The sequence below is a fragment of the Micromonospora sp. NBC_00617 genome, assembly GCF_045161355.1.
GTDB lineage: Bacteria > Actinomycetota > Actinomycetes > Mycobacteriales > Micromonosporaceae > Micromonospora.
The window spans coordinates 1,193,496-1,215,185 of record NZ_CP107751.1; the positions used below are offsets into that span (position 1 = coordinate 1,193,496).

Consider the following 21,690-nt stretch of genomic DNA (forward strand, 5'->3'; position numbering starts at 1 on the left):
ATGTCCTCAGCCCTTCGTCGCGCCAGCGGTGAGGCCGGAGACGACGTACTTCTGCACGAACAGGGCGATCAGCATGATCGGCAGGGTGACGACGCTGGCCGCCGCCATGAGGCCGCCCCAGTCGATGCTGGCGTAGCCGACGAAGTCGAAGATCGCGACGGGCAGGGTCTTCGTGTCGGCGCCGGAGAGCACCAGGGCGAACATGAAGTTGTTCCAGGAGAAGATGAACGACAGGATGCCGGCGGTGGCCACGCCCGGAATCGACAGCGGCAGCGTGATCCGGCGGAATGCGCCGATGTGGGTCAGCCCGTCGACGAGCGCCGCCTCCTCGAGTTCGATGGGGAGGCTGTCGAAGTAGCCCATCATGATGTAGACCACCAGCGGCAGCGACACGAACATGTGGCTGAGGATGAGCACGCTGAACCCGCCGACCATCTTCAGGTTGGAGAAGACGTAGTACCAGGGCACCAGCAGGGAGACGCCGGGGATGACCCGCGCCATCAGCACCACGAGCGCGGACTTGCGCATGTTGAAGCGGCTCATCGAGTACGCGGCGGGCACACCGAGGACGATGGAGAGCACGGTGGCCGCGAAGGCCACCCAGAGGCTGTTGCCGATGAACTCGACGTAGTTGGCCTGCTCCAGGACGTTCGCGTAGTTGTCCAGGGTGGGTGAGAAGACGAGCGCCTTGCCCGTGTCGTAGATGTCGACGTTCGTCTTGAACGACGCGGCGACCATCCAGATCAGCGGTGCGAGCAGCGCGATCACCACGACGGTGAGCGCCACCAGGCGGAACGCCCGGTAGGCGGGGCGGGACTTCATCGCTGGGCCTCCTTCCTACGCGACGTCAGGGCCCACATCGATCCGATGATGATCAGGAAGAAGACGATGAGGACCGTCGATGAGATGCCGTACTCGTTGTAGTCGAAGCTCAGGCCGTAGGCGTACACGTTGAGCGTCTCGACCTCGTGGAAGGAGCCGCCGCCACGGCCCTTCGTGGCGTAGAGGATGTCGAAGGTCTTCAGCGCGTCGATGCCGCGCAGCAGGATCGCGACGATCACGGTCGGCATCACCAGCGGCAGGGTGACGTGCCGGAACCGCTGCCAGGCGCTGGCGCCGTCAATGCGCGCGGCCTCCTGAGGCTCGTCGGAGAGCGAGGTCAGGCCGGCGAGCAGGATCAGCACCACCATCGGGGTCCACTGCCAGACGTCGATGAAGATCGTCGTGGGCAGCGCCGAGTGCTGGCCGGCCAGCCACGGTTGGGGTCCGATGCCGACCCAGCCGAGGACCTGGTTCGCCATGCCGATGTTCGGGTCGAAGATGAGCCGCCACATCATGCCGACCGCGACCGGGGTGGCGACCAGTGGCATCAGGATGGCGACCCGGACCCATTTCTGACCCCGGAACGGCCGCCACAGCAGCAGCGCGACCGCCATGCCGAGGACGACCTCGAACAGCAGCGCGACGATGGTGAACGCGGCGGTCCGGCCTACGGCGGGCCAGAACCGGTCGGTGTCCGAGAGCACCTCGACGTAGTTCTGGAAGCCCACGAACTCGGATTCCGCACGAACCGAGCCCTCGGCGTCGGTGAGGCTGAGGTATCCGGTCCAGGCCAGCGGAAAGACGATCAGCGCGGCGACGAAGACCATGGCCGGCGCCGCGAAGAGCCACTTGCGATGGTCGTTGGCCCAGCGGGCCCAGCCGGGCGTGTCCGGCGTGGCGGAGGCGCGGGGTCTGGTGGGGGTGGTCACTGCTGCCATGAGATCTCCGGGTGGGCGGGCCGGGCGGGGGTGGCGGAGCCGGACGGCCCGGCCACCCCCGCGCCAGGCTTACTTGGCCTCGTCGTCCAGGAACTTCTGGAACGCCTCGTTGGCGGCGTTCGCCGCCGCCGTCGCATCCTTGCCGGCGATGGCGTCGACGATCGGCTGGCCGACGATCTCGCGGGCCTGGGCGACCTTGTTGACCAGCGGGCGGTCGTGACCCACGCCTTCCTTGGTGCTGGCCGCGATGGCCTCGACGAGGTCCTTCGGGTACGTGGCCGTGCCCTCCGGGTTGGCCCAGACCGAGCTACGCGCGCCCGGCACGCCGGACTTCTGCTGCGCGAGCGTCTGCTCCTTGCTGGTCGCCCACTCCACGAACTTCCAGGCGTTGCTCTTGTTCTCGGAGTTGTCGTTGATGCCCAGCGCCCAGGAGGGGATGTTGTACGGCTTCGAACCGGCGGGGCCGGCCGGGAAGGGCGCGAAGCCGACGGTGTCGGAGACCTTCGACTTGGCCGGGTCGGTGGCGTTCTTGTAGAGCGAGTTGGCCTCGGTGTAGAACGCGGCCTTGCCCTGGGTGAAGATCGCCATCGCCTCGGGCCAGCTCATGTCGGTGCTGACGTTCGCCGGGCCGTGGTCCTTGAGGAGCCCGCCGTAGTAGGCGTACGCCTGCTTGGCCTGCTCGCTGTTGACGGCGGCCTTGCCGCTGCTGTCGACGAAGTCACCGCCGAAGCTGTAGAGGAAGCTGGAGAACTGGGTGACGGCCGGCGATTTGCCGGTACGCGCCACGAAGCCCGCCATGCTCGGGTCGGCAGCCTTGATCTTGGCCGCGGCCGCCTTGAGCTCGTCGAGGGTCTTCGGCGGAGCGGTCAGACCGGCCTTGCCCAGCAGGTCCTTGCGGTAGTAGAGGACCTCCTGCTCGGTGATGATCGGGACACCGACCGCCTTGTCCTTGTACGAGGTGGCGTCCACCGGGCCGGCCTGGAAGTCGCTGAAGTCCCAGTCCTTGTTGGCCTTCACCTTCTCGGACAGGTCGGCGAGGTACTTGTTCTTGGCGAACAGCTTCCCCTCCTGCAGGGGGCGGTACATCATCACGTCGAGGTCGCTGGAGCCCGCGTTGAGCTTCACGTTGTACTGGTCGGAGAGCTGGTCCTCGCCGAGCTGGGTGATCTCGACCTTCAGGCCGGTCTGCTTCTCGAACTCGGGCAGGGCCTGCTTGATGTTCTCCGTCCACACGTGGTTCGCCAGGGTGACCCGCACGGTCTTCGACGAGGCGCTGTCGTCACCGCCGCCGCCGCACGCCGACAGGCCCATGGCGGCAACCACGGCCAGAGAAGTTCCCAATATCGATCGACGCCGCACGTCCATCTCTCCTTCTGTCCTGGTCGCCGCTTCGGGGGTGGAGCGCGACCTCGCAGTTAACGTCCGCTTAACGTCCGGATGCTAGGCCGATAAAGCGGATTTATTCAAGGGGTGATGTTCAACTGATACGCTCCATGGCGTGGACCGGTCTTCATCAGGGGTTGCAGCTGTCCAACAGAAGGCCCCTGCCGAGGCCGGGCTGCACGCACAAGTTCTCGACCACCTCGGCACCGCCATCTGCGGCGGTCAGCTGACGCCGGGCTCCGTCCTGAACATCGACGAGCTGGTCGACCGGTACGGCGTGTCCCGCTCGGTCGTCCGCGAGGTCCTGCGGGTGCTCGCCGCCATGGGATTCATCGAGACCCGCCGGCGGGTCGGGGTGATGATCCGGTCGGCACGCGACTGGAACGTCTTCGACCCGCAGGTGATCCGCTGGCGACTGGCCTCCGAGGGCCGGATGGCGCAGATGCGCTCGATCACCGAACTACGGACCGCCGTCGAGCCGCACGCCGCCTGGCTGGCAGCCCGCCGCGTCGACCACGACGACGCGAGCGATCTCGTCGGGTTGGCGGCCAAGATGTGGGCCGCCGGCAAGGCCGGGGACGAGGAGCGCTTCCTCGACCTCGACATCGAGTTCCACCGGCGGGTGCTGGTCGCCTCGGGTAACGAGATGTTCGTCAAGCTGCAGGACCTGGTGGCCGAGGTGCTCACCGGCCGCCACCACTACGACCTGATGCCGCACTACCCGCACGAGCAGGCCCTCCAACTGCACGCCGACGTGGCGCAGGCGATCCAGCGCCGCGACGGCGACCGCGCCCGCGCCGCCATGGTCCAGATCATGGAGCAGGCGTTCGGCGAGATGAAGTCCATGTGGGAGCAGACCGGCGAACCCGAGCGGGGCTGAGCAGGCCCGCGCACGGCGACGGCGGCCTTCTCGTGCGCGCGCCGCCAGGTGATCAGGTCACCGGTCAGGTCGACCAGCCACTCGCCCGACGGACCGACCAGGGCTCAGCGCAGCGGGTCGAAGGGGTGCAGCTCCGTGGGCTGGCGGCCCGTGGTGATCTGCTCGGCGAGCAGCTTGCCGGTGAGCGGGCCGAGGGTGATGCCCCACATGCCGTGGCCGCCGGCGGCGAAGACCCGCGGCGACCGGGTGCCGCCGATCAGCGGCAGCCCGTCCGGAGTGCAGGGGCGGGAACCGACCCACTCGTCGGTGCGGGCGTCCAGGTCGGCGTCGCGCAGCAGCGGTCGGGCGGCTTCGGCGATGGCCAGGACACGGCGACGGTCCAGGGGCGCCTCGGCGTTGCGGAACTCCATCATTCCCGCGACGCGCAGCCGGTCACCGAGCGGGGTGCAGGCGACGCGCTGTGCCGGGAAGTACACCGGACCGGCCGGGACGTGCTCGAGCTGGATGCTGAAGCTGTAGCCGCGGCCGGCTTGCACGACGGTCCGGACCCCGAAGCGCCGGGCCAGGTCGCCGAGCCAGGTGCCGGTTGCCAGCACCACCGCGTCGTAGCGCTCGTCCGCGCCGGCCGAGGTCACCACGCGGACCCCGGCTCCCTCGTCGTGAACGGTCACCACCTCCGCCCCGATCTCCAGCGCGCCACCGCGCGCCCGGACGGATTCGGCGAGTGCGTGCACGTACTCCCCGGGGTTGATGAACCGCTGGCCGTGGAGCCGGATCGCGGCGCCGATGCCGTCCGACAGCGAAGGCTCGACCTCGCGTGCCTCCGCCCCGGTCAGGACGTCGAATTCGATCTCCTGGCCGGCGGAGTGGATGTGCGCCAGCTCATCGAGCAGGACCGACCGTTCGGCCTCGGTCCGGTACGCCGCGATGAACGACTTCGCCTCGTGCGTCGTCGCCTCGACCCCGCCGGCCGTCAGCGCGTCGAACGCCTCGAACGCGCGGCGGTTCATCGGGATGTACGCCCGCATCGCGGTCCGCCACTTGGCCGCGGTGCTGTGCCGGGTGAAGCCCGCCAGGAACCGCAGGAGCCGAGCGTCGGCGCGCGGGGGCACGTAGACCGGCGACGACGGGCTCAGGACGGCGCGCAGGCCGTAGCGGAGCACCGCCGGCTCCGGCAGGGGAGTGGTGATGCCGGGGGTGAGCCAGCCCGCGTTGCCCCAGGAGGCGCCGGCCGCCACTCCCGTGCGGTCGAACACGGTGACCTGGACCCCCCGCTCCTGCAGGAACCAGGCGGTGGCCAGCCCGACCATCCCCGCACCGATGACGGCGACGCGTTGAGGGCTGGGCGCGGACTCGATGGCAGACATCCGTTGTCTCCTTCACGGCAACTGAGATCGGCCCCATCCTGTCTCCAGTGCGGCGGAACGTCATTGTTCCGCCAGGCCAATGCTCGTCCGTACGATTGGTCGAAACGAACAATGCCGAGGCACAATTCGGTCATGATCACCGTTGCTGGCATCGTCGACGCCGTCGGCGCCGCGCTGCTCAAGGTCGTCGTCGCCGCCAAAGCGGCGGAGGTCCGCGACGTGACCCTCGCCGAACTCGACGAAGCGCCGACCGGTCAGAGCGGCGACCTCGTCCTCGGCGCGGGCATCGCCACCCCGGATCAGGCCCTTGCCGTGATCGAGCGCTGCGCGGCGGCTGCGGCGGCCGGCCTCGTCCTCAAGCCGCCGCTCGCCTCGCACCCCGACGTGACGTCGTCCGCCGCCGATCGTGACCTGACCCTGGTCGAGTTGCAGAGCCACGGGTCGTGGACCCAACTCGTGTGGCTGCTCCGGGGTGTGATCGACCGGCCCGTCGCGCCCGGCTCGCTGGAGACCGGGGAAACCGGGGTGTACGACGAGCTGTTCGCGCTCGCCGACGCGACCGCCGCCATCGTCGACGCGCCGGTGACGATCGAGGACGCCCAGTACCGGGTGATCGCCTACTCGTCGCGTCAAGATCGCACCGACCCCGCGCGGGTCTCGACCATCGTCGGACGGCGGGTTCCCGGTGATGTGATCGCACATTTCCGTTCCCGTGGCGTCTTCCGCGAGTTGGCGAAGGGCAGGCAACTGATCTTCGTGCCGCAGGGTCCGGACGGGACGCTGCCCCGGCTGGTGATCCCGATCCGCGCCGGAGGTGAGCTGCTCGGCTCGATCTGGGCTGTCGTGGACGGCCCGGTGCCGGACGAGCGCCTGCGCGATCTCCAAGGCACGGCGTCCGTGCTGGCGCTGCACCTGCTCCGCCTCCGGGTGCAGGCGGACGTCGCCCGCCGGGTGTCCGCCGAGCGACTGAAGGCCGCCCTGCGTGCCCCTGCCCGGATGAGCCGCGAGGAACTCGGCCTGCCCCAGGGGCCGTGGCGGGTCGTCGCGCTCGGGGCGCACGGGGGGACCGAGGAGATCGTGCACAACCTGGCCCTGTGGGAGTCGATCACCCGTCGGCACGGTTGGCGCCAACCGCTGATCGCCGACGTCGGAGACGTCCTGTTCGCCGTCGTGGTCGACCGGGGCGAGCTGCCCGGCTCCTGGCTCTGGTTGGAGCGGCTGATCCGCGACATCGCCGTGCACGACCCGGGGCTGGGCGCCGGGTCCGGCGGCGTCGCCGCCGAGCTGACCGACCTGCCCCGATCACGCGCCGAGGCGGCGGAGCTGCTCGCGCTGCGCGGCTCGGCCCGGCAGCACGGATCCGTACTGCGGTTCGAGGACGCCTGGGCCGACGTGGTGGTGCACCGCGTGGTCACCGCCGTACCGCAGCCCGACCTGCTGGTCGGCGGGCCGCTGCCCGCCCTCGTCGCCCACGACCGCAGGCACGGCACCGACTACGTCGCCACGGTCGCCGCCTGGCTCGAGCAGCAGGGTGACCCGAACAAGGCGGCCCGGCAGTTGCACGTGCACCCCAACACCCTCCGGCACCGCATGCGCCGCCTCGCCGAGGTCGCCCACATCGACCTGGAGTCGCCGCGTACCCGGCTGGCGCTGCAGATCCAGCTCGCGGCGCGGCGGCCAGGGTCCTGACGGCCGGCTCGGCAGCGGACGCGGGGAGCGTCCCTTCTGTCACCTGCCGGGTGGCTCTGAGGTGCGTGGGGTCAATGGGGCGGCTGCCTGCTTCACGAGCCCGACAGACGCCTTCCGGCGCTGCCGTTTCGTCGGACGGGTTGTGGGGATCACGTTGTCTCGGGTGTGCGAGTACCAACATCGGTGGGCGAGCTTCGCCTACCTACCAGGAAAAGGACGAACCGCCATGGGGCGCGTTGAGGGAAAGACAGCGTTCATCACCGGGGCGGCGCGCGGCATGGGTCGGGCGCACGCGGTGCGGCTTGCTCAGGAGGGCGCGGACATCGTCGCGGTCGACCTGGCCCGGAACGAGCCGGACCTCGATTACCGCCAGGGCACGCCGGCAGATCTTGCCGAGACCGCCGCCCTGGTCGAGGCTGCGGGTCGGCGGATCATCGCACGCACAGCCGACGTGCGTGACCAGGGTGCACTTGATGCCGCGGTCGCCGAGGCGACCGAGAAGTTCGGCGGGATCGACATCCTCGTCTCGAACGCCGGCATCGCGAACCAGAACCCCGCGCTCGAGTTGACCGACAAGCAATGGCAGGACATCCTCGCAGTCAACCTCGTCGGCGCCTGGCACGCGGTCAAGGCCGTCGTGCCAGGGATGATCGAGCGTGGCCGCGGCGGATCGGTCGTCATCATCAGCTCCACGGCCGGGCTCATCGGCGCTCCGAACCAGGCCCATTACACCGCGTCGAAGCATGGGCTCCAGGGGCTCATGGGCACCCTCGCGAACGAGCTGGGGGAGCACAACATCCGGGTGAACACCGTCAACCCGGGGATGGTCAACACCGAGATGGCCATGAACGAACGCCTGCTGAGGGCGTACATCCCCGGTGTGGAAACCCCGACCCTCGACGACGTGGCCCGGGTCTTCGGCGGCCTGGCCCTGCTACCGGTGGCGTGGGTGGAGCCCGAGGACGTGAGCAACGCGATGCTCTGGTTGGCGTCGGAGGAGTCCCGCTACGTCACCGGGGTCGCGATTCCCGTGGATGCGGGCCTGCTCGCGAAGTTCTGATTCCCCGCGACCGACGGTGATTGCGTCACGGGCTGTCAGCGCCCGGTGGACTGACCTGCGGCGAGCAGCCGCTTGATCTCCGCGGCGGCCGGATGAGCCGGTGCGACGGTCAGAAAACGCCGCAGCGTCCGGTCCGCCTCGGCGGACCGGCTGTTCCGCTGCGCCAGCCCCAGCACCAGCAGGCCGTCGGGGGAATCCGGCTCGCGGGCCAGGACCTCTCGGGCGGTTCGTTGCGCGCCGCCGCCGTCGCCGGCCCGCAGCAGCGCGAAGGCGAACCGCAGCCGGATCCCATCGTCGGGCCGGTCCCGCAACGCCTCCTGGTACATCTGCGCCGCGGCGTCGTACCGGTTCTGCGTCTCGAGGTCGTGGGCGAGTTGGAGGGCTACCGCGACCGGGTCGGCCGGGGCCGGCCGGGCGGGCGGGTCGAGCCGGTCGGCGACGACCGCGACGGACGCCACGAGCGCCACCACGCCCACCGACGCCACCCGCCACACCCGCCGCGCGCCCCGGGCGTCCGGTCGCCAGGGCGCGGCGGGACGGGCCCGGGCGGCGCCGGGCCGCAGCGTCCGCCGGGCCGCCCAACCGCCGCCCAGCAGGGCCAGCAGGGGTACGCCCCACAGCAGCAGCCGGACCCCGCGAGCCGGCGGATCGGTCAGCACGTCCGCGCCGTACCGCTGGACGAACCACCGCCGGATCTCGTCGCGGTCCCGCCCCTGGGCGACCTGGTCCGTCACCACCTGCCGCATGGCCGCGGCGATCGGTGACCGGGAGTCCGCCACCGACTCGCCCTGGCAGGCCGGGCAACGCAGCTCGGCGGCGACCGCGAGGACCGGGTCCGGCCGGCCGTGGTCGTCCGCCGAGCGGGCCAGCCCCACGCCGGCCGCGACGGCCAGCGCGCTGAGCACGAACGCCACCAGGGAATGTCGCCTGGATCCTGTCGAGATTCGCAAGGCGGGCCGCAAGTCGCGCCGCCAGCTCATCCGTCCAGCAGCGGCGTGATCCGCTGCTCCAGCCACTGCCGGGTCACCACGCCCTGCCGCCGGTCGACGAGCCGGCCGTCGCGGCCCACCACGAACGTCTCCGGTACGCCTCGCACCCCCCACTCGACCGCCCGGGTGCCGTCCGGGTCCGGCACCACGGTGAGCCCCGTCGCGCCGGTGTCGTCGAGCAGTGCCCGGACCGCGTCGGTGCCGTCGCGGATGTTCAGCCCGACCAGCCGCAGGCCGCGCGTGGACCAGGTCCGTTCGGCGTCCACCAGCAGTGGCAGCTCGTCGCGGCAGGGCCCGCACCAGGAGGCGAATACGTTGACCAGCACCACCTGGCCCCGCACATCGGCGAGCGCGAAACGGCCACCGTCCAGGGTGGTTCCGGACAATGCCGGGGCGGGCCTGCCCGCCACCGCCGGAGTCTGCTCGGGATTCGACGGGTCGGGCGCGCGCAGGCCGACGACGACCAGCGCGCCGACGGCGACCGTGAGCGCGAGCACCATCGCCGGACCCGCCCGCAGCCACCCGGGGCGCCGCAGGGTCGGGCGCCTCACGTCTCGGCTCCGGCGCCGGCCGCCACCGGGGTGGGCCGTGGGCGCTCGCCGCGGCCGGCCGGGCGGGTCCGCGAGCGGGTGGTGGCGACGGCCGCGAGCAACCCGCCGGCGGCGGTCAGCGCGCCGCCGGCCCAGAGCAGGCCGACCAGCGGGTTCACCGCCAGCCGTACGGTGGCGCTGCCGCTGTCCGCGGCGACGGCGATCAGCGTGACGTACGTGTCGCCCAGCAGGCCGGCGCGGATCGCGGGCACGGTGACGGCGGTGTCCCGGGCGGGGTGGTAGCGCAGCGCCGGGGTCAGCGCCGGAGCGGCCCGGCCCGATGCGGTGACCGCCAGCCGGGCCCGCACCGTCATGGTTTCCTTGCCGCCGGTGCGCTCCACGCCGTCCAGGCGGACCGCGACGTCGCCGACTCGCAGGGTCTCGCCGACCCGCAGCGTCTGTTCCGCGTCCCGGGCGTACGCCGACGATCCGGCCACGCCGACCGCGACGAGGGCGAGCCCGGCATGTGCGGCCAGCCCGCCGAGCCGGCCGGGTCGCCGGTGCGGGCCGGGCCGCCGCAGCCGGTAAGCCGCCTCCCCGGTCAGGCCGGTGAGGACGAATCCCGCCGCACCGAACGCGGTGAGCGCGGCCAGACCGGGCCGGCTGAGCAGGCCGACCAGGGCCACGGTGCCCAGGCCGGCGCCGACGGGAACGGCGAGCCGCCGCAGCGCCGCCGAGCGGTCGCGGACCCGCACCGCGGGCGCCACGCCCATCACCAGGAGCACCACGACCGCCAGCGGCACCGCGGTCCGCTGGTAGTAGGCGGGCCCCACCGAGGCGCCCGTGCCACTGACCGGGGCGGACAGCAGCGGCAGGATCGTGCCGATCAGCACCACCGCGGCGATGGTCACCAGGAGTACGCCGTTGACCAGCGCGAGGGTGGGGCGGGACAGCGCCGGTGGGCGCCCAGGACGGGCCGGCTCGGGGGCCCGACGGCCGGTCAGGACGGTCGACGCGAGCACCGCCAGCAGCACGAAGCCGAGCAGCATCGGGCCTAGCGGCGAGTCGGTGAAGGCGTGCACGCTGGCCACCGCGCCGGAGCGGGTGAGGAAGGTGCCGAGCAGTACCAGCAGGAAGCTGGCACAGGCCAGCGCGCTGTGCCAGGCGGCCCGGCCGCGTACCAGGGTGGTGTGCAGGAACGCGGTGGCGGTCAGCCAGGGCAGCAGGGAGGCGTTCTCCACCGGGTCCCACGCCCAGTAACCACCCCAGCCCAGTACCGCGTACGACCACCAGGCCCCCAGGCCGATGCCGCCGGTGAGGGCGGCCCAGGCGACCAGCGCCCACGGGCGGGCCGCCCGCACCCAGCCCGCGCCCTCCCGCCCGGCCAGCGGCGCCGCCAGCGCGAAGGCGAACGGTACGGCCAGGCCGAGGTAGCCGGCGTAGAGCAGCGGCGGGTGCACACCCATGGCCGGGTGCTGTTGCAGCAGCGGGTTCGGCCCGGGGCCGTCGACCGGGACCGGGCTCATCGGGCGGAACGGGTTCGCGGCGAAGGTGGACAGCGCGAAGAAGAAGAGCATGATCACGCTGACCACCGCCATGGCGTACGCGTGCAGCCGGGGCGGGTACGCGCGCCGGGCCAGCAGCGCCGCGTACCCGCCGAGGACCAGCAGCCACAGCAGCAGCGAACCGTCCAGGGCGGACCAGAGGCTGGTCACCGTGTGGTAGAGCGGGACGTGCCGGCCACCGTTCTCGGCTACGAACCGTACGCTGAAATCGTGCCGTAGCAGCGCCGTCTCCAGCAGGGCGCAGGCCAGGGCGGCCGCGGCCAGGCTGGCGGCGGTGCCGATCCGGGCGGTGCGCACGGCCGTGCCGAACAGGGCTACCCGCAGCCAGAGCAGCGCGGTCAGGGTCGCGCAGGCCAGCCCGACGGCCAGCCCGGCGGTGCCGAGGTCACCGAGCATCGACGGGAGCCGCAGGTGCGGACGACGGCCGGTACTCGTTGCCGTGGCGGACCACCACCCGATCCGAGCGGAACACGCCGTCGGTGGACAGGCTGCCCTCGACGATCGCCTCGGTGCCCTCCCGGAACGTCTCTGGAGGTGCGCCGCGCTGCTCGACGGTGATCTCGTGACTGCCCTCGGCGAGGCGGAACACGACCAGGTCACCGTCGTGGCGCAGCGATCCGGGCACCACGTCGCCGCCGAGGCGGACCCGGTGCCGCGCGACGTCCGGGTCGGCGAGCAGCTCGCCCGGCGTCCGGTAGTACGTGACGGTGTCGCGGAGCGCGCTGGTGACCAGCAGCCCGCCGGTGGCGAGCAGCACCGCGAAAAGGGCGACCCGGCCCGCCCTGCGGCGCATCATCCGACGTCCATCGGAATGCGCTCGGCGGCGGGGGAGGGTTCGGCACCCAGGCGGCGCTCCAGGCGAACCACGCGGTGCAGCAGGACGGAGGAGCCGGCGAGGGTCGCGGCGGCCACGGCCAGCAGCAGCGCGGTGGCCATCCGGGGGTCCATCGGGGGCCGGTGCGGCGCCAGCATCGTCGCCTGCTGGTGCAGCGAACGCCACCAGACGACGGAGAAGTGCACCACGGGTATGAGGAGGGAGCAGGCCACCCCGACGACGGCGGCGGGCTTCGCCACCCGGTGGTCACCCCCGTCGCGCGCCCCCGTCCGCTCGACCAGCGTCCGGCGCACCGCCAGGTAGCCGCCGTAGGCGAGCAGCAGCAGGGCCGTGCTGACCAGGCGGGGGTCCCAGGCCCACCAGGTGCCCCAGACCAGGTGCCCCCAGAGGGAGCCGGTGGCGATGGCGGCGGCGGTGAGCACCACCCCCAGCTCCGCCGCCGCCCGGGCGAACCGGTCCCAGCGCAGGTCACCACCCATCAGGTACGCCCCGCTGGCCGCGAGCACGACCGCGAACGCGGCGTACGCCACCCAGGCGGCGGGGACGTGCAGGTACATCAGCCGCTGCGCGTCGCCCTGCAGTTGGTCGGGGGGTGCGAGCCACCCGCCGGCCACCGTGGCCGCCGCGGCAAGCCCACCGGCGGCCCAGGCCATCGTCCGACGCGCGGCGGCCGCTCTGGCGGTGTCCGCGGCCAGGTCCACCGTGGAGGCTTGCATGATCTCCCTGTCCGCGTCCCGGAGGCGCTGTACCGCTGTCCGCGTCCCGAGGGCGCTGTACCGCTGTCCGCGTCCCGGAGGCGCTTGACCGAAGGTGGGACTGGAGCCCACCATAAGGTTCTCAACCCCCTATTCCTTTGCATTCGGAATAAAAAGGGTGAAGTCGGGCGACTGCGGCTAGGGTTCTCCCCGGTGAAGACGACGGCGGAGACCAGTTCACGCCCGGCCCGGCGGCAGCGCCGACCCCGGCCGGTGCTTCCGCTGCTGTCCGGCGTGCTGCTGCTCGCCGGCTGCTCCGGCAACAGTCCGTCGGCGTTGAATCCCGCCGGCGCCGGGGCGACCCGGGTCAACGGCCTCTGGTGGCTGCTGTTTTGGATCTCCGTGGCGGTGTTCGCCGAGGTCATGGCGCTGCTCGCCTGGGCTCTGGTGTTCCGGCGGGGCGCCGCCCGGGTGCGCCACAGCCAGCCGCTGCGGTTCGTGGCGGTCGCCGGAGCCGGGCTGCCGTTCATCATCCTGGTGGCCGTCTACGGAGTCGGCCTGCGGGATCTCGCCGCGCTCGGTGCCGGCCCCGGCCGGGACGCGTTGACCGTGGAGGTCACCGGGCACAAGTGGTGGTGGGAGGTGCGCTACGCGGGCTCCTCCGGAGCCACTGCCAACGAGATCCACATTCCGGTGGGGGAGCGGGTCAGGATACGTCTGCGGACCGACGACGTGCTGCACAGCTTCTGGGTGCCGCAGTTGATGCCGAAGACGGACCTCATCGCCGGCGAGACCCGGGAGACCTGGCTGGAGGCACGCCAGGCCGGTCGCTACCGTGGCCAGTGCGCCGAATACTGCGGCACCCAGCACGCCCACATGGCGTTCCTCGTGGTGGCGCAGCCCCGGGCCGACTTCGACACCTGGCGGGCCCGGCTGGACGCCCCGGCCCCGGCGCCCCGGACCGACGCCGAACGGCGGGGTCAGCAGACCTTCGTGCAGGGCACCTGCGCCGCCTGCCACTCCATCCGGGGTAGCGGCGCCCAGGGGCGGGTGGGGCCCGACCTGTCGAACGTAGGTTCCCGGTGGAGCATCGGCGCCGGCGCGGTGCCCAACGACGCCGGGCACCTCGGCGGCTGGATCGCCAACTCCCAGACCGTCAAGCCGGGCAACGCCATGCCCCCGCAGCCCGTCGACGCCGCCCGGCTGCCCGACCTCATCGTCTACCTGCGGTCACTGGAGTAGTGGCCATGTCCACGACCACCAGCACACCGTCCGGCGTCAGCCGGGACGACCTGGCCCGGCTCACCGAGCATTGGGACGAGCCCCGGTCGCTGCGCGCCTGGTTCACCACCGTGGACCACAAGAAGATCGGTCGGCGCTACCTGGTCACGGCCGGGTTCTTCTTCGCCCTCGCCGGGCTCAGCGCCATGATGATGCGTACGCAGCTCGCCAGGCCCGAGGCGGGCATCCTGTCGCCGCAGGAGTACAACCAGCTCTTCACGATGCACGGCACGGCGATGATCTTCCTGTTCGCCACCCCGATGCTGTTCGGCTTCGGCAACTTCCTCGTCCCGTTGATGATCGGTGCCCGGGACATGGCGTTCCCGCGGCTGAACGCCTTCGGCTACTGGGTGTTCCTCTTCGCCGGGCTGTTCATGTGGGCGAGCCTGCCGTTAGGGGCGGCGCCGAACAACGGCTGGTTCGCGTACGCGCCGCTCAGCGACGTACGCAACAACCCCGGCCTGCACATGGACGTCTACACGCTCGGCCTGCTCTTCCTCGGCATCTCCACCACCTCGGCGGCGATCAACTTCATCGTCACCGCGCTCAAGCTGCGCGCGCCGGGGATGTCGCTCAACCGGGTGCCGTTGTTCGTCTGGGCGATCGTGGCCACCGCGTTCATGGTGGTCTTCGCGTTGCCGGCGTTGAACGCGGACAACGCGCTGCTCTTCCTCGACCGCCGGTTCGGCGCCCACTTCTTCGACCCGTCCGCCGGCGGGAACGTGCTGCTCTGGCAGCACCTGTTCTGGATCTTCGGGCATCCCGACGTGTACATCATCGTGATGCCGGCGCTGGGCATCGTCTCCGCCGTGCTGCCCGCGTTCACCCGCCGGGGGGTCGTGGGCTACCCGTTGATCGTGCTGGCGATCGTCGCGATCTCCGTCATCTCGTTCGGCGTCTGGGTGCACCACATGTTCGCCACCGGGCTGCCGCAACTGTCGTACAGCTTCTTCAGCGCGGCCAGCACGGTCATCACCATCCCCTCCGGGATCCAGATCTTCGCCTGGCTGGCCACCATGCTGCTCGGCCGGCTGGTGCTCCGGGTGCCGCTGCTGTTCGTCATCGGGTTCATCGTGACCTTCGTGCTCGGTGGCTTCACCGGCGCCATGTTCGCGCTGACCGCATTCGACCAGCAGGTCACCGACTCGTACTTCGTGGTGGCCCACTTCCACTACGTGCTGATCGGCGGGGCCGTCTTCCCGATGCTCGCCGGCCTCTACTACTGGCTGCCGAAGATGACCGGCCGGATGTACAACGAGCGGCTCGGCCGGTGGTCCTTCTGGCTGTTCTTCATCGGCATGCACGTCACGTTCTTCCCCATGCACCTGTACGGCCTGTTCGGCATGCCCCGGCGGATCTACACATACGGTGGCGACCTGGGCTGGAATGTGGGAAACCTGATCAGCACCGTCGGGGCCTACCTGCTCGGGGTCAGCCTGCTGCTGGTGCTCATCGGGGTGGTGCACACGGTGCGGTGGGGCCGGCCGGCGCCGGCGGACCCGTGGGAGGGTGACACTCTGGAGTGGTCGGCGGCCTCACCGCCCGAGCCGTACAACTTCCCGGTGATCCCTCGGGTGCACAGCCTGCATCCCGTCTGGGACGAGCGCACCACAGAGTCGATCACCTCCGGAGCGACCGAGGACCGGATCCTCAGCGACGGCCGGCGCACCCTGTTCACCAGCGAGTTGGACGCGCGCCCCGAGCGGGCGGTGGAGATGCCGGAGTCCACCTTCAAACCGCTCATACTCGCCGGCGCGCTGCTGGTCTTCTTCGTCGCTCTGCTGCTGGCCTGGTATCCGATCGCCATCATCGCCGCGCTGGCGGTGCTAACGACCATCGCGGCCTGGCTCTGGCCGGCGCACTGCCCCGACGAGGAACTCGGAGTCGCGTCATGACGGACCGGGGCGGCATCGTGACCGCGGCCACCGGCGCCGAGGCGCTGAGCACGGAACTGCCGGTCGGCCGGCCCACCGGCTGGTGGGGCATGGTGATGTTCGTGGCCACCGAGGCCACCCTCTTCGCCTGCCTGCTGGGCAGCTACTTCTACCTCCGCTTCCAGTACGGCCCGCAGTGGCCGCCCGCTGGCATCGACAAGCCGAAGCTGCTCATCCCGCTGGTGATGACCGCGGTGCTGGTGCCCAGCAGCCTGCCCGTGGTCTGGGCCGAACACGGCATCCGGCGTGGCCAGCGCTGGCGCCTGCGGGCCGGCCTCGCCGCGACCCTGGTGATGGGGCTGTCCTTCATGGCCCTGCTGGTCATCGAGTACCACGAGGACCTGGCGCACTTCACCATGACCACCAACGTCTACGGCTCGTTGTTCTACGTGGTCACCGGATTCCACGGGCTGCACGTCCTGGTCGGCCTGACCATGATCGGCTGGCTGCTCGCCGCCTCCCTGCGCGGGGGCAGCTTCGGCGCCCACCGCCACGAACGGGTCCGCAACGTCGCCATCTACTGGCACTTCGTCGACACGGTGTGGGTAGCCATTCTGTTCACCATCTACCTCTCCCCGCGGCTGTGATGAGCGTCCAGCCCGGTCCCCGGGTCCGCCTGGCCGGCGGGCTGCTGCTCTGGTACGGCGTGCTCGGCGGCGCCGTCGCCTGGGCGGTGCACCTGCTCGCCGCCTGGAGCCTGGACGAACTGGCCTGCGCCGCCGGGTCCGACCGGGTCTCCGGCCTGCCGCTCTGGCAGGCCGTCGGCATCGCCGTGGTCGTTCCGGCCGTGGCCACCGCGGGATCGCTCCTGGTGGCCGCGCTCATCTGGCGGCGGACCGCGCAGGCGCAGTCGGCCGGCGATGAGGACCGCGCGATCGGCCGTTCCCGGATGCTCGCCGTGGTGGGCCTCTGGGCGAACCTGATGTTCCTCACGATCATCGTGCTCGGTGGGGTCGCCGTGCTGGTGTTTCCACCATGTCAAGGGTGAGCGGCTACGGGGCCTACGGGGCCCACGGGCCCGGCCCGAGCGACGTCGCGGACGGCCTGCTGACGATGCTGGTCGTCGCCGTGCTCTGTCTGATCGCGGCCGGCTACGGCCGGGGCGTGCAGGAGCTGTGGGCACGCCGGGGCCGGGGCCGGATCGTGTCGGGTTGGCGGGTGGCCGCGTTCGCCGGCGGGCTGCTGGTGGTGCTGGCGGCCGACCAGGGGCCGCTGCACCGGCTGGCGGAGTCGTCCTTCGCCGGGCACATGACCCAGCACATGCTGTTCGTGCTGGTGGCCGGCCCGCTGCTGGCGGCCGGCACGGCGGGGCTGCCACTGACCCTGGCCGCGCCCCGGTCGCTGCGCCGGCTGCTGGCCCGCTGGCGGGCCGCCGGGCCGCTGCGCTGGTTGCGCCGCCCGGCCCGGTACGCCCTGCTGGCCGGAGCGGGGCAGACCGCCGCCCTGTGGCTGTGGCACCTGCCCGGCCCGTACGTCGCCGCGGTGGACCACCCGGTCGTGCACGCCGCGGAGCACCTGAGCCTCGTGACGGCGGCCTGGCTGCTGTGGGTGCCCGTGCTCGGCGCGGCTCGGCACCACACCCCCGCGCCAGTGTCGGTGCTGCTGTTGGTCGGCACCATGCTGCCCGCCTCCGCCCTCGGCGCGGCCCTCACCTTCGCCCCCGAACCGGTCTATCCGGCGCGCGTCCTCGGCCCCGAACCGCTGGCCGACCAGCAGCTCGCCGGGCTGCTGATGTGGGCACCGATGGACCTGGTCGTGCTGGTGGCGGCGTTGGCGGTCTTCCTGGGCTGGCTGCTGCGCCTGGAGCGGGAGCGACCCGACCGCCTCGTCGCGGCACGCCCGGGCCGGCCCGCGGCGACCGGCGCCGCACACGCAAGGGATGGTGCGTTGACGTCCTCCCAGTTGAAGGAGTCCTGATGAGCCGTCGTCTCTGGATGCTGGGAGCCCTGCTGGCGGCGCTGCCGGTCGTCGCCGCGACCGGCTGCGCGTCGACGTCGCCACCACCGCCGCCCGAGTCCCGCGCCGGCCGGCCGGACCGGGGTGCGCAGCTGATCGCCCAGTACGGTTGCGGCTCGTGCCACACCATCCCCGGCATCGGGCGGGCCGACGGGCTGGTGGGGCCGCCGTTGACCCGCTTCGGCGCCCGTTCCTACGTTGCCGGGGAGCTGCCCAACAACGCGGACAACCTGCAACGGTGGATCACCGACCCGCAGGCCGTCGAGCCGGGTACCGCCATGCCGAACCTGGGCGTCAGCGCGATCGACGCGCAGGACATCGCCGCGTACCTCTACACCCTGGACTGACGGATGCGGCGACGACGAGAGGTGACCCTGCCCGCCCTGCACCCGCGCCGGATTCTTGCGGCCGGGTCCGTCCTGGTGCTCGCCGTGGGTCCGGTGGCGTTCACGCCCGCGCCCGGCCCGGCCACCCCGGCCCCGGCCGCCACCCCCGCCACCGACCTGGGGACCCAGCTCTACCTGGAGCAGTGCGCGAGCTGCCACGGCCCGCAGGGGCAGGGGTCGCAGCGGGGACCGTCCCTGCTCGGCGTCGGCCCCGCCTCGGTGGATTTCCAGCTCTCCACCGGCCGGATGCCCCTGTCGCAGGAGGTGCCACAGGCCGAACGCCGGCCGCCGGTCTTCTCCGCGGAGGAGATCTCGGCGCTGGTCGGCCACGTGGCCAGCTTCGGCGGCGGTGGCCCGCAGATCCCCCGCGTCGCGCCCGGCGACATCGTGTCCGGCCGGGAACTCTTCGCCGCCAACTGCGCGCCCTGTCACGGGGCGACCGGCTCGGGTGCCGTACTCACCAACGGCTGGATCGCGCCGCCGCTGTACGACGCTTCGGCCGTCCAGGTCGCCGAGGCGGTCCGGGTCGGGCCCGGGCTGATGCCGGCCTTCCCGAGCCAGGTGCTCACCGACCGGCAGGTGGACGACCTGACCGGCTACGTGCGGCGGCTGCGCAGCGAGCGGCTGGACCGGGGCGGCGAGCCGCTGGGCCGGCTGGGTCCGCTGGCCGAGGGGCTGCTCGCCTGGGTGGTGGTGCTCGCGCTGCTGGTCGGTGCCGTGCGGTGGCTGGGCCGGAGGGCGGGACAGTGAGGGGTCGGACTCCGTCGCGGGCCGAGCGGGCTGCGAGCCGTCGGATCGTCGGCGCGTTCCTGGTGAGCGCCGCCGGGGCGGTCGGCTTCGCGGTGACGTACGGGCTGGGCGGCGACACCCAGTGGGAGGGGGTGTGCCTGGCGGTCGCCTTCGCCGGCCTCGCGGTGGGACTCGCGGTCTGGTCCCGGCGGCTGATCCCGACCGGCGGCTACGTCGAGGAGCACGAGGGTTTCACCCCGACCCCGGCCGAGCAGGCGATGACCGCAGCCGTGATCCACGAGCCGGACAGCCCGACCCGACGGTGGGGTCTGCTCGCGGCGCTCGGGTTCGCGCTGACCGCCCTCGGCGTCGCCGCGCTGTTCCCGCTGCGCTCCCTGCTCCCGTGGGACCGGCAACGCCCGGCGCGGGCGCTGAAGGACACCCCGTGGGGGCCGGGCGTCCGGCTGGTCGACGGCGAGGGACGGCCGTTGCGGCCGGCGGACGTCCCCGCCGACACGCTGGTCGGGGTCTTCCCCGAGGGAAACCTCGACGTCGGGGATGCCCCCGCGTTCGCGGTCCGCCTCGACCCCGAGCGGTTCACCCGCCAGCCCGCCGGTGGGCACCTGGGCGGACTGGTCGTCTGGTCGGTGCTCTGCACCCACGCCGGCTGTCCGGTACGGCTCTACCTGAAGGGCACCGGACGGGTGCTCTGCCCTTGCCACCAGTCGTCGTTCGACCTGCTGGCCGGTGCCCGGCCGGTCGCGGGCCCCGCGGCGCGGCCGCTGCCAGGGCTGCCGATCGAGGTCGGCCCGGACGGCTTCCTCCGCGCCACCGACGACTTCACCTCGCCACCCGGCGCGGGATTCTGGAGCCGGCCATGATCATCGACAGCCTGGCCCGGGCACTGGACGACCGACTCCGGCTCTCCCCGATCACCCGCCGGGCGCTGGCGAAGGTCTTTCCCGACCACTGGTCGTTCATGCTGGGCGAGCTCGCGCTCTACTCGTTCGTCGCGCTGATCCTCACCGGCGTCTACCTCACCTTCTTTTTCGACGCCAGCTCCGCCGACCGGGTCTACCAGGGCTCCTACGCCCCGCTGGACGGCGCGACCACCTCCGCCGCGTACGCCTCCACGGTGCGGCTGAGTTGGGACGTGCGGGCCGGCCTGCTGATCCGGCAGACCCACCACTGGGCGGCACTGGTCTTCGTCGCGGCGATCGTGCTGCACCTGGCCCGGATCTTCTTCACCGGGGCCTTCCGCAAGCCGCGCGAGCTCAACTGGCTGATCGGCGTGACCATGCTCACCCTCGCCCTGGCCAACGGCTTCACCGGCTACTCGCTGCCCGACGACCTCCTCTCCGGGCTGGGTCTGCGGATCCTCACCTCGGTGGTGGAGTCCATCCCCCTGGTCGGTACGTGGCTGACCGCGCTGGCTCTGGGCGGCGAGTTCCCCTCCGACGCGATGATCCCCCGGTTGTTCGTCGCCCACGTGCTGCTCGTACCGGCCGTCCTCGTCGCTCTCATCTCGCTGCACCTGGGCATCCTGGTGCGGCAGAAGCACTCCCAGTTCCCGGGCCCGGGTCGGACCGAGCACAACGTGGTCGGATCACGGCTCTGGCCGGGGTACGCCCTGCGCTCGCTCGCCCTCTTCCTGTGGCTGCTGGCGGTGCTGTTCGCCCTCGGCGGGCTGGTCCAGATCAACCCGGTCTGGCTGTACGGCCCGTTCGAGCTGGCCCAGTCCACCTCACCGGCCCAGCCGGACTGGTACATCGCCTGGGGCGACGGCGCGCTGCGCCTGTTCCCGTCGTGGGAGTTCCGCATCGGCGGGTACCTGGTGCCGCAGCCGTTCTTCCCCGGCGTCGTCCTCGGCGGGCTGACCTTCGCCGCGCTCTACCTGTGGCCGTTCGCCGAACGGCTGCGCACCGGCGACCGCCGCCAGCACCAACTGCTCGACCGGCCCCGGGACCACCCGGTCCGGCTCGGCATCGGCGTAGGCGCCCTGACCTTCTTCGTGGTCCTCGTGGTGGCCGCGGGCGACGACATCCTCGCCCGGCTGCTCCGGGTGCCGGTCTACGATCTGCTGTCGCTGTTCCGGGTCCTGGTGCTCGTCCTGCCGCTCCTGACCGGTGCGCTCGCGTTCTTCATCGCCCGGGCGCTGCGTCGCGGGGAGGCGGCCTCGCTCGGCGAACTCACCCGGGCCGACCTGCGCCGGGCGGCCCGTCCCGCGCCCCGTCGCCCGAGCGGCGAGGACGAACCCGAGGTCCCCGCCCTGGACCGGCCGGGGGAGCGGATCGAGCTGTGGCCGGTGGGGGAGGTGTGGCGGTGGCGCTACCGGGACGAGGCCGGGCTGACCCTCACCGCCAACCGGGCGGTCAGGTCGGAGGAGGAAGCGGTCGAGGCCGCCCGGCTGGCGTACCCCGGCATGGACCGGGTGGTGGTGCCGGGACCGCCCCCGCCGCCGACCCGGCCAGTCCGGGCGGCCCTGCGCCGCTGGGGGCGCGCGGCGGCCGCCGGGTCGTTGCTCGTCGCGGCGCTGCTCCAGCGCCGGCGAGACCGCCGCCGGCCGGGACGACGCGATCCAGACTGATCCCGCGGCGACGAGCTACGCCGCGGCCTACGCGTACCGGGGACGTGTCCGCTGTCCGACCCGA

At 72.1% G+C, this 21,690-nt stretch carries 21 protein-coding genes; 12 read left to right on the forward strand and 9 right to left on the reverse strand.

Going from position 1 to position 21,690, the window contains the following annotated elements:
* Positions 1 to 6: 6 nt before the first annotated feature.
* The 3 genes from OG505_RS05395 to OG505_RS05405 form a co-directional block, all read right to left on the reverse strand.
* Complete coding sequence (locus tag OG505_RS05395) at positions 7 to 822, reverse strand: carbohydrate ABC transporter permease (protein ID WP_405431425.1); 816 nt, start codon at positions 820 to 822, stop codon at positions 7 to 9.
* Positions 819 to 1,760, reverse strand: a complete 942-nt coding sequence (locus tag OG505_RS05400) for a carbohydrate ABC transporter permease (RefSeq protein WP_405431426.1) — start codon at positions 1,758 to 1,760, stop codon at positions 819 to 821. Before OG505_RS05400 ends, OG505_RS05395 begins: the two co-directional genes overlap by 4 nt.
* 69 nt (positions 1,761 to 1,829) lie before the next feature.
* Positions 1,830 to 3,071, reverse strand: a complete 1,242-nt coding sequence (locus OG505_RS05405; RefSeq protein ID WP_405431427.1) for an ABC transporter substrate-binding protein — start codon at positions 3,069 to 3,071, stop codon at positions 1,830 to 1,832.
* Positions 3,072 to 3,258: 187 nt separating this feature from the next.
* Here OG505_RS05405 and OG505_RS05410 point away from each other — a divergent pair, with 187 nt between their 5' ends.
* Positions 3,259 to 4,023 carry a FadR/GntR family transcriptional regulator gene (locus OG505_RS05410; protein WP_405431428.1) on the forward strand — a complete coding sequence of 255 codons (765 nt, stop codon included), beginning with the start codon at positions 3,259 to 3,261 and terminating at the stop codon, positions 4,021 to 4,023.
* A gap of 104 nt (positions 4,024 to 4,127) precedes the next feature.
* Here the strand turns inward: OG505_RS05410 and OG505_RS05415 are convergent, their stop codons facing one another.
* Positions 4,128 to 5,390, reverse strand: coding sequence for an NAD(P)/FAD-dependent oxidoreductase (locus OG505_RS05415; protein WP_405431429.1), 1,263 nt, complete (start codon positions 5,388 to 5,390; stop codon positions 4,128 to 4,130).
* Between the two features lie 132 nt (positions 5,391 to 5,522).
* Here OG505_RS05415 and OG505_RS05420 point away from each other — a divergent pair, with 132 nt between their 5' ends.
* Positions 5,523 to 7,079: a PucR family transcriptional regulator gene (locus OG505_RS05420; RefSeq protein WP_405431430.1), complete on the forward strand. Its 1,557-nt coding sequence runs from the start codon at positions 5,523 to 5,525 to the stop codon at positions 7,077 to 7,079.
* Between the two features lie 142 nt (positions 7,080 to 7,221).
* Entirely contained in the window at positions 7,222 to 8,139 is a 918-nt protein-coding gene (locus OG505_RS05425; RefSeq protein ID WP_405431432.1) for a mycofactocin-coupled SDR family oxidoreductase, read from the forward strand.
* 35 nt (positions 8,140 to 8,174) lie between these two features.
* Here OG505_RS05425 and OG505_RS05430 read toward each other — a convergent pair whose 3' ends face one another.
* The 5 genes from OG505_RS05430 to ccsA form a co-directional block, all read right to left on the reverse strand.
* Positions 8,175 to 9,053, reverse strand: coding sequence for a cytochrome c-type biogenesis protein CcmH (locus tag OG505_RS05430; protein ID WP_405431433.1), 879 nt, complete (start codon positions 9,051 to 9,053; stop codon positions 8,175 to 8,177).
* Positions 9,054 to 9,115: 62 nt separating this feature from the next.
* A complete protein-coding gene (locus tag OG505_RS05435; RefSeq protein WP_405431434.1) occupies positions 9,116 to 9,679 on the reverse strand; it encodes a TlpA family protein disulfide reductase in 564 nt (187 codons plus the stop codon).
* Positions 9,676 to 11,619, reverse strand: a complete 1,944-nt coding sequence (locus OG505_RS05440; protein ID WP_405431436.1) for a heme lyase CcmF/NrfE family subunit — start codon at positions 11,617 to 11,619, stop codon at positions 9,676 to 9,678. The genes OG505_RS05435 and OG505_RS05440 overlap by 4 nt, the downstream gene beginning before the upstream one ends.
* Positions 11,609 to 12,019, reverse strand: a complete 411-nt coding sequence (locus tag OG505_RS05445; protein WP_405431437.1) for a cytochrome c maturation protein CcmE — start codon at positions 12,017 to 12,019, stop codon at positions 11,609 to 11,611. The genes OG505_RS05440 and OG505_RS05445 overlap by 11 nt, the downstream gene beginning before the upstream one ends.
* Positions 12,016 to 12,774: a cytochrome c biogenesis protein CcsA gene (gene ccsA, locus OG505_RS05450; protein ID WP_405431439.1), complete on the reverse strand. Its 759-nt coding sequence runs from the start codon at positions 12,772 to 12,774 to the stop codon at positions 12,016 to 12,018. Before ccsA ends, OG505_RS05445 begins: the two co-directional genes overlap by 4 nt.
* Positions 12,775 to 12,966: 192 nt before the next feature.
* Here ccsA and coxB point away from each other — a divergent pair, with 192 nt between their 5' ends.
* The 9 genes from coxB to OG505_RS05495 are packed head-to-tail and all read left to right on the forward strand — an operon-like array spanning position 12,967 to position 21,626.
* Entirely contained in the window at positions 12,967 to 13,995 is a 1,029-nt protein-coding gene (coxB, locus tag OG505_RS05455; protein ID WP_405431440.1) for a cytochrome c oxidase subunit II, read from the forward strand.
* 5 nt (positions 13,996 to 14,000) lie between these two features.
* Positions 14,001 to 15,929, forward strand: a complete 1,929-nt coding sequence (gene ctaD / locus OG505_RS05460) for a cytochrome c oxidase subunit I (RefSeq protein WP_405431441.1) — start codon at positions 14,001 to 14,003, stop codon at positions 15,927 to 15,929.
* Positions 15,926 to 16,555 carry a heme-copper oxidase subunit III gene (locus OG505_RS05465; RefSeq protein ID WP_405431443.1) on the forward strand — a complete coding sequence of 210 codons (630 nt, stop codon included), beginning with the start codon at positions 15,926 to 15,928 and terminating at the stop codon, positions 16,553 to 16,555. The genes ctaD and OG505_RS05465 overlap by 4 nt, the downstream gene beginning before the upstream one ends.
* The gene (locus OG505_RS05470; protein WP_405431444.1) at positions 16,555 to 16,956 is read left to right on the forward strand and encodes a hypothetical protein; all 402 of its coding nucleotides are present in this window, start codon (positions 16,555 to 16,557) and stop codon (positions 16,954 to 16,956) included. Before OG505_RS05465 ends, OG505_RS05470 begins: the two co-directional genes overlap by 1 nt.
* A complete protein-coding gene (locus tag OG505_RS05475; RefSeq protein ID WP_405431445.1) occupies positions 16,953 to 17,885 on the forward strand; it encodes a cytochrome c oxidase assembly protein in 933 nt (310 codons plus the stop codon). Before OG505_RS05470 ends, OG505_RS05475 begins: the two co-directional genes overlap by 4 nt.
* The gene (locus OG505_RS05480; protein ID WP_355392089.1) at positions 17,885 to 18,271 is read left to right on the forward strand and encodes a c-type cytochrome; all 387 of its coding nucleotides are present in this window, start codon (positions 17,885 to 17,887) and stop codon (positions 18,269 to 18,271) included. Before OG505_RS05475 ends, OG505_RS05480 begins: the two co-directional genes overlap by 1 nt.
* Positions 18,272 to 18,274: 3 nt before the next feature.
* Entirely contained in the window at positions 18,275 to 19,060 is a 786-nt protein-coding gene (locus tag OG505_RS05485) for a c-type cytochrome (protein WP_405431447.1), read from the forward strand.
* On the forward strand, positions 19,057 to 19,920 hold the full coding sequence (locus OG505_RS05490; protein ID WP_405431448.1) for a Rieske 2Fe-2S domain-containing protein: 864 nt from the start codon (positions 19,057 to 19,059) through the stop codon (positions 19,918 to 19,920). Before OG505_RS05485 ends, OG505_RS05490 begins: the two co-directional genes overlap by 4 nt.
* Positions 19,917 to 21,626 carry a cytochrome bc complex cytochrome b subunit gene (locus OG505_RS05495; RefSeq protein WP_405431450.1) on the forward strand — a complete coding sequence of 570 codons (1,710 nt, stop codon included), beginning with the start codon at positions 19,917 to 19,919 and terminating at the stop codon, positions 21,624 to 21,626. Before OG505_RS05490 ends, OG505_RS05495 begins: the two co-directional genes overlap by 4 nt.
* Positions 21,627 to 21,690 lie beyond the last annotated feature (64 nt).

What these genes read in the sequence shown, in the direction of transcription:
- OG505_RS05485 (WP_405431447.1), top strand. Translation starts at nt 18,275, where the DNA reads ATGCGGCGACGACGAGAGGTGACCCTGCCCGCCCTGCACCCGCGCCGG.
- OG505_RS05420 (WP_405431430.1), top strand. Translation starts at nt 5,523, where the DNA reads ATGATCACCGTTGCTGGCATCGTCGACGCCGTCGGCGCCGCGCTGCTC.
- ccsA (WP_405431439.1), bottom strand. Translation starts at nt 12,774, where the DNA reads ATGCAAGCCTCCACGGTGGACCTGGCCGCGGACACCGCCAGAGCGGCC.
- OG505_RS05480 (WP_355392089.1), top strand. Translation starts at nt 17,885, where the DNA reads ATGAGCCGTCGTCTCTGGATGCTGGGAGCCCTGCTGGCGGCGCTGCCG.
- OG505_RS05440 (WP_405431436.1), bottom strand. Translation starts at nt 11,619, where the DNA reads ATGCTCGGTGACCTCGGCACCGCCGGGCTGGCCGTCGGGCTGGCCTGC.
- OG505_RS05465 (WP_405431443.1), top strand. Translation starts at nt 15,926, where the DNA reads ATGACGGACCGGGGCGGCATCGTGACCGCGGCCACCGGCGCCGAGGCG.
- OG505_RS05470 (WP_405431444.1), top strand. Translation starts at nt 16,555, where the DNA reads ATGAGCGTCCAGCCCGGTCCCCGGGTCCGCCTGGCCGGCGGGCTGCTG.
- OG505_RS05405 (WP_405431427.1), bottom strand. Translation starts at nt 3,071, where the DNA reads ATGGGCCTGTCGGCGTGCGGCGGCGGCGGTGACGACAGCGCCTCGTCG.
- OG505_RS05395 (WP_405431425.1), bottom strand. Translation starts at nt 822, where the DNA reads ATGAAGTCCCGCCCCGCCTACCGGGCGTTCCGCCTGGTGGCGCTCACC.
- OG505_RS05400 (WP_405431426.1), bottom strand. Translation starts at nt 1,760, where the DNA reads ATGGCAGCAGTGACCACCCCCACCAGACCCCGCGCCTCCGCCACGCCG.
- OG505_RS05495 (WP_405431450.1), top strand. Translation starts at nt 19,917, where the DNA reads ATGATCATCGACAGCCTGGCCCGGGCACTGGACGACCGACTCCGGCTC.
- OG505_RS05445 (WP_405431437.1), bottom strand. Translation starts at nt 12,019, where the DNA reads ATGATGCGCCGCAGGGCGGGCCGGGTCGCCCTTTTCGCGGTGCTGCTC.
- ctaD (WP_405431441.1), top strand. Translation starts at nt 14,001, where the DNA reads ATGTCCACGACCACCAGCACACCGTCCGGCGTCAGCCGGGACGACCTG.
- OG505_RS05415 (WP_405431429.1), bottom strand. Translation starts at nt 5,390, where the DNA reads ATGTCTGCCATCGAGTCCGCGCCCAGCCCTCAACGCGTCGCCGTCATC.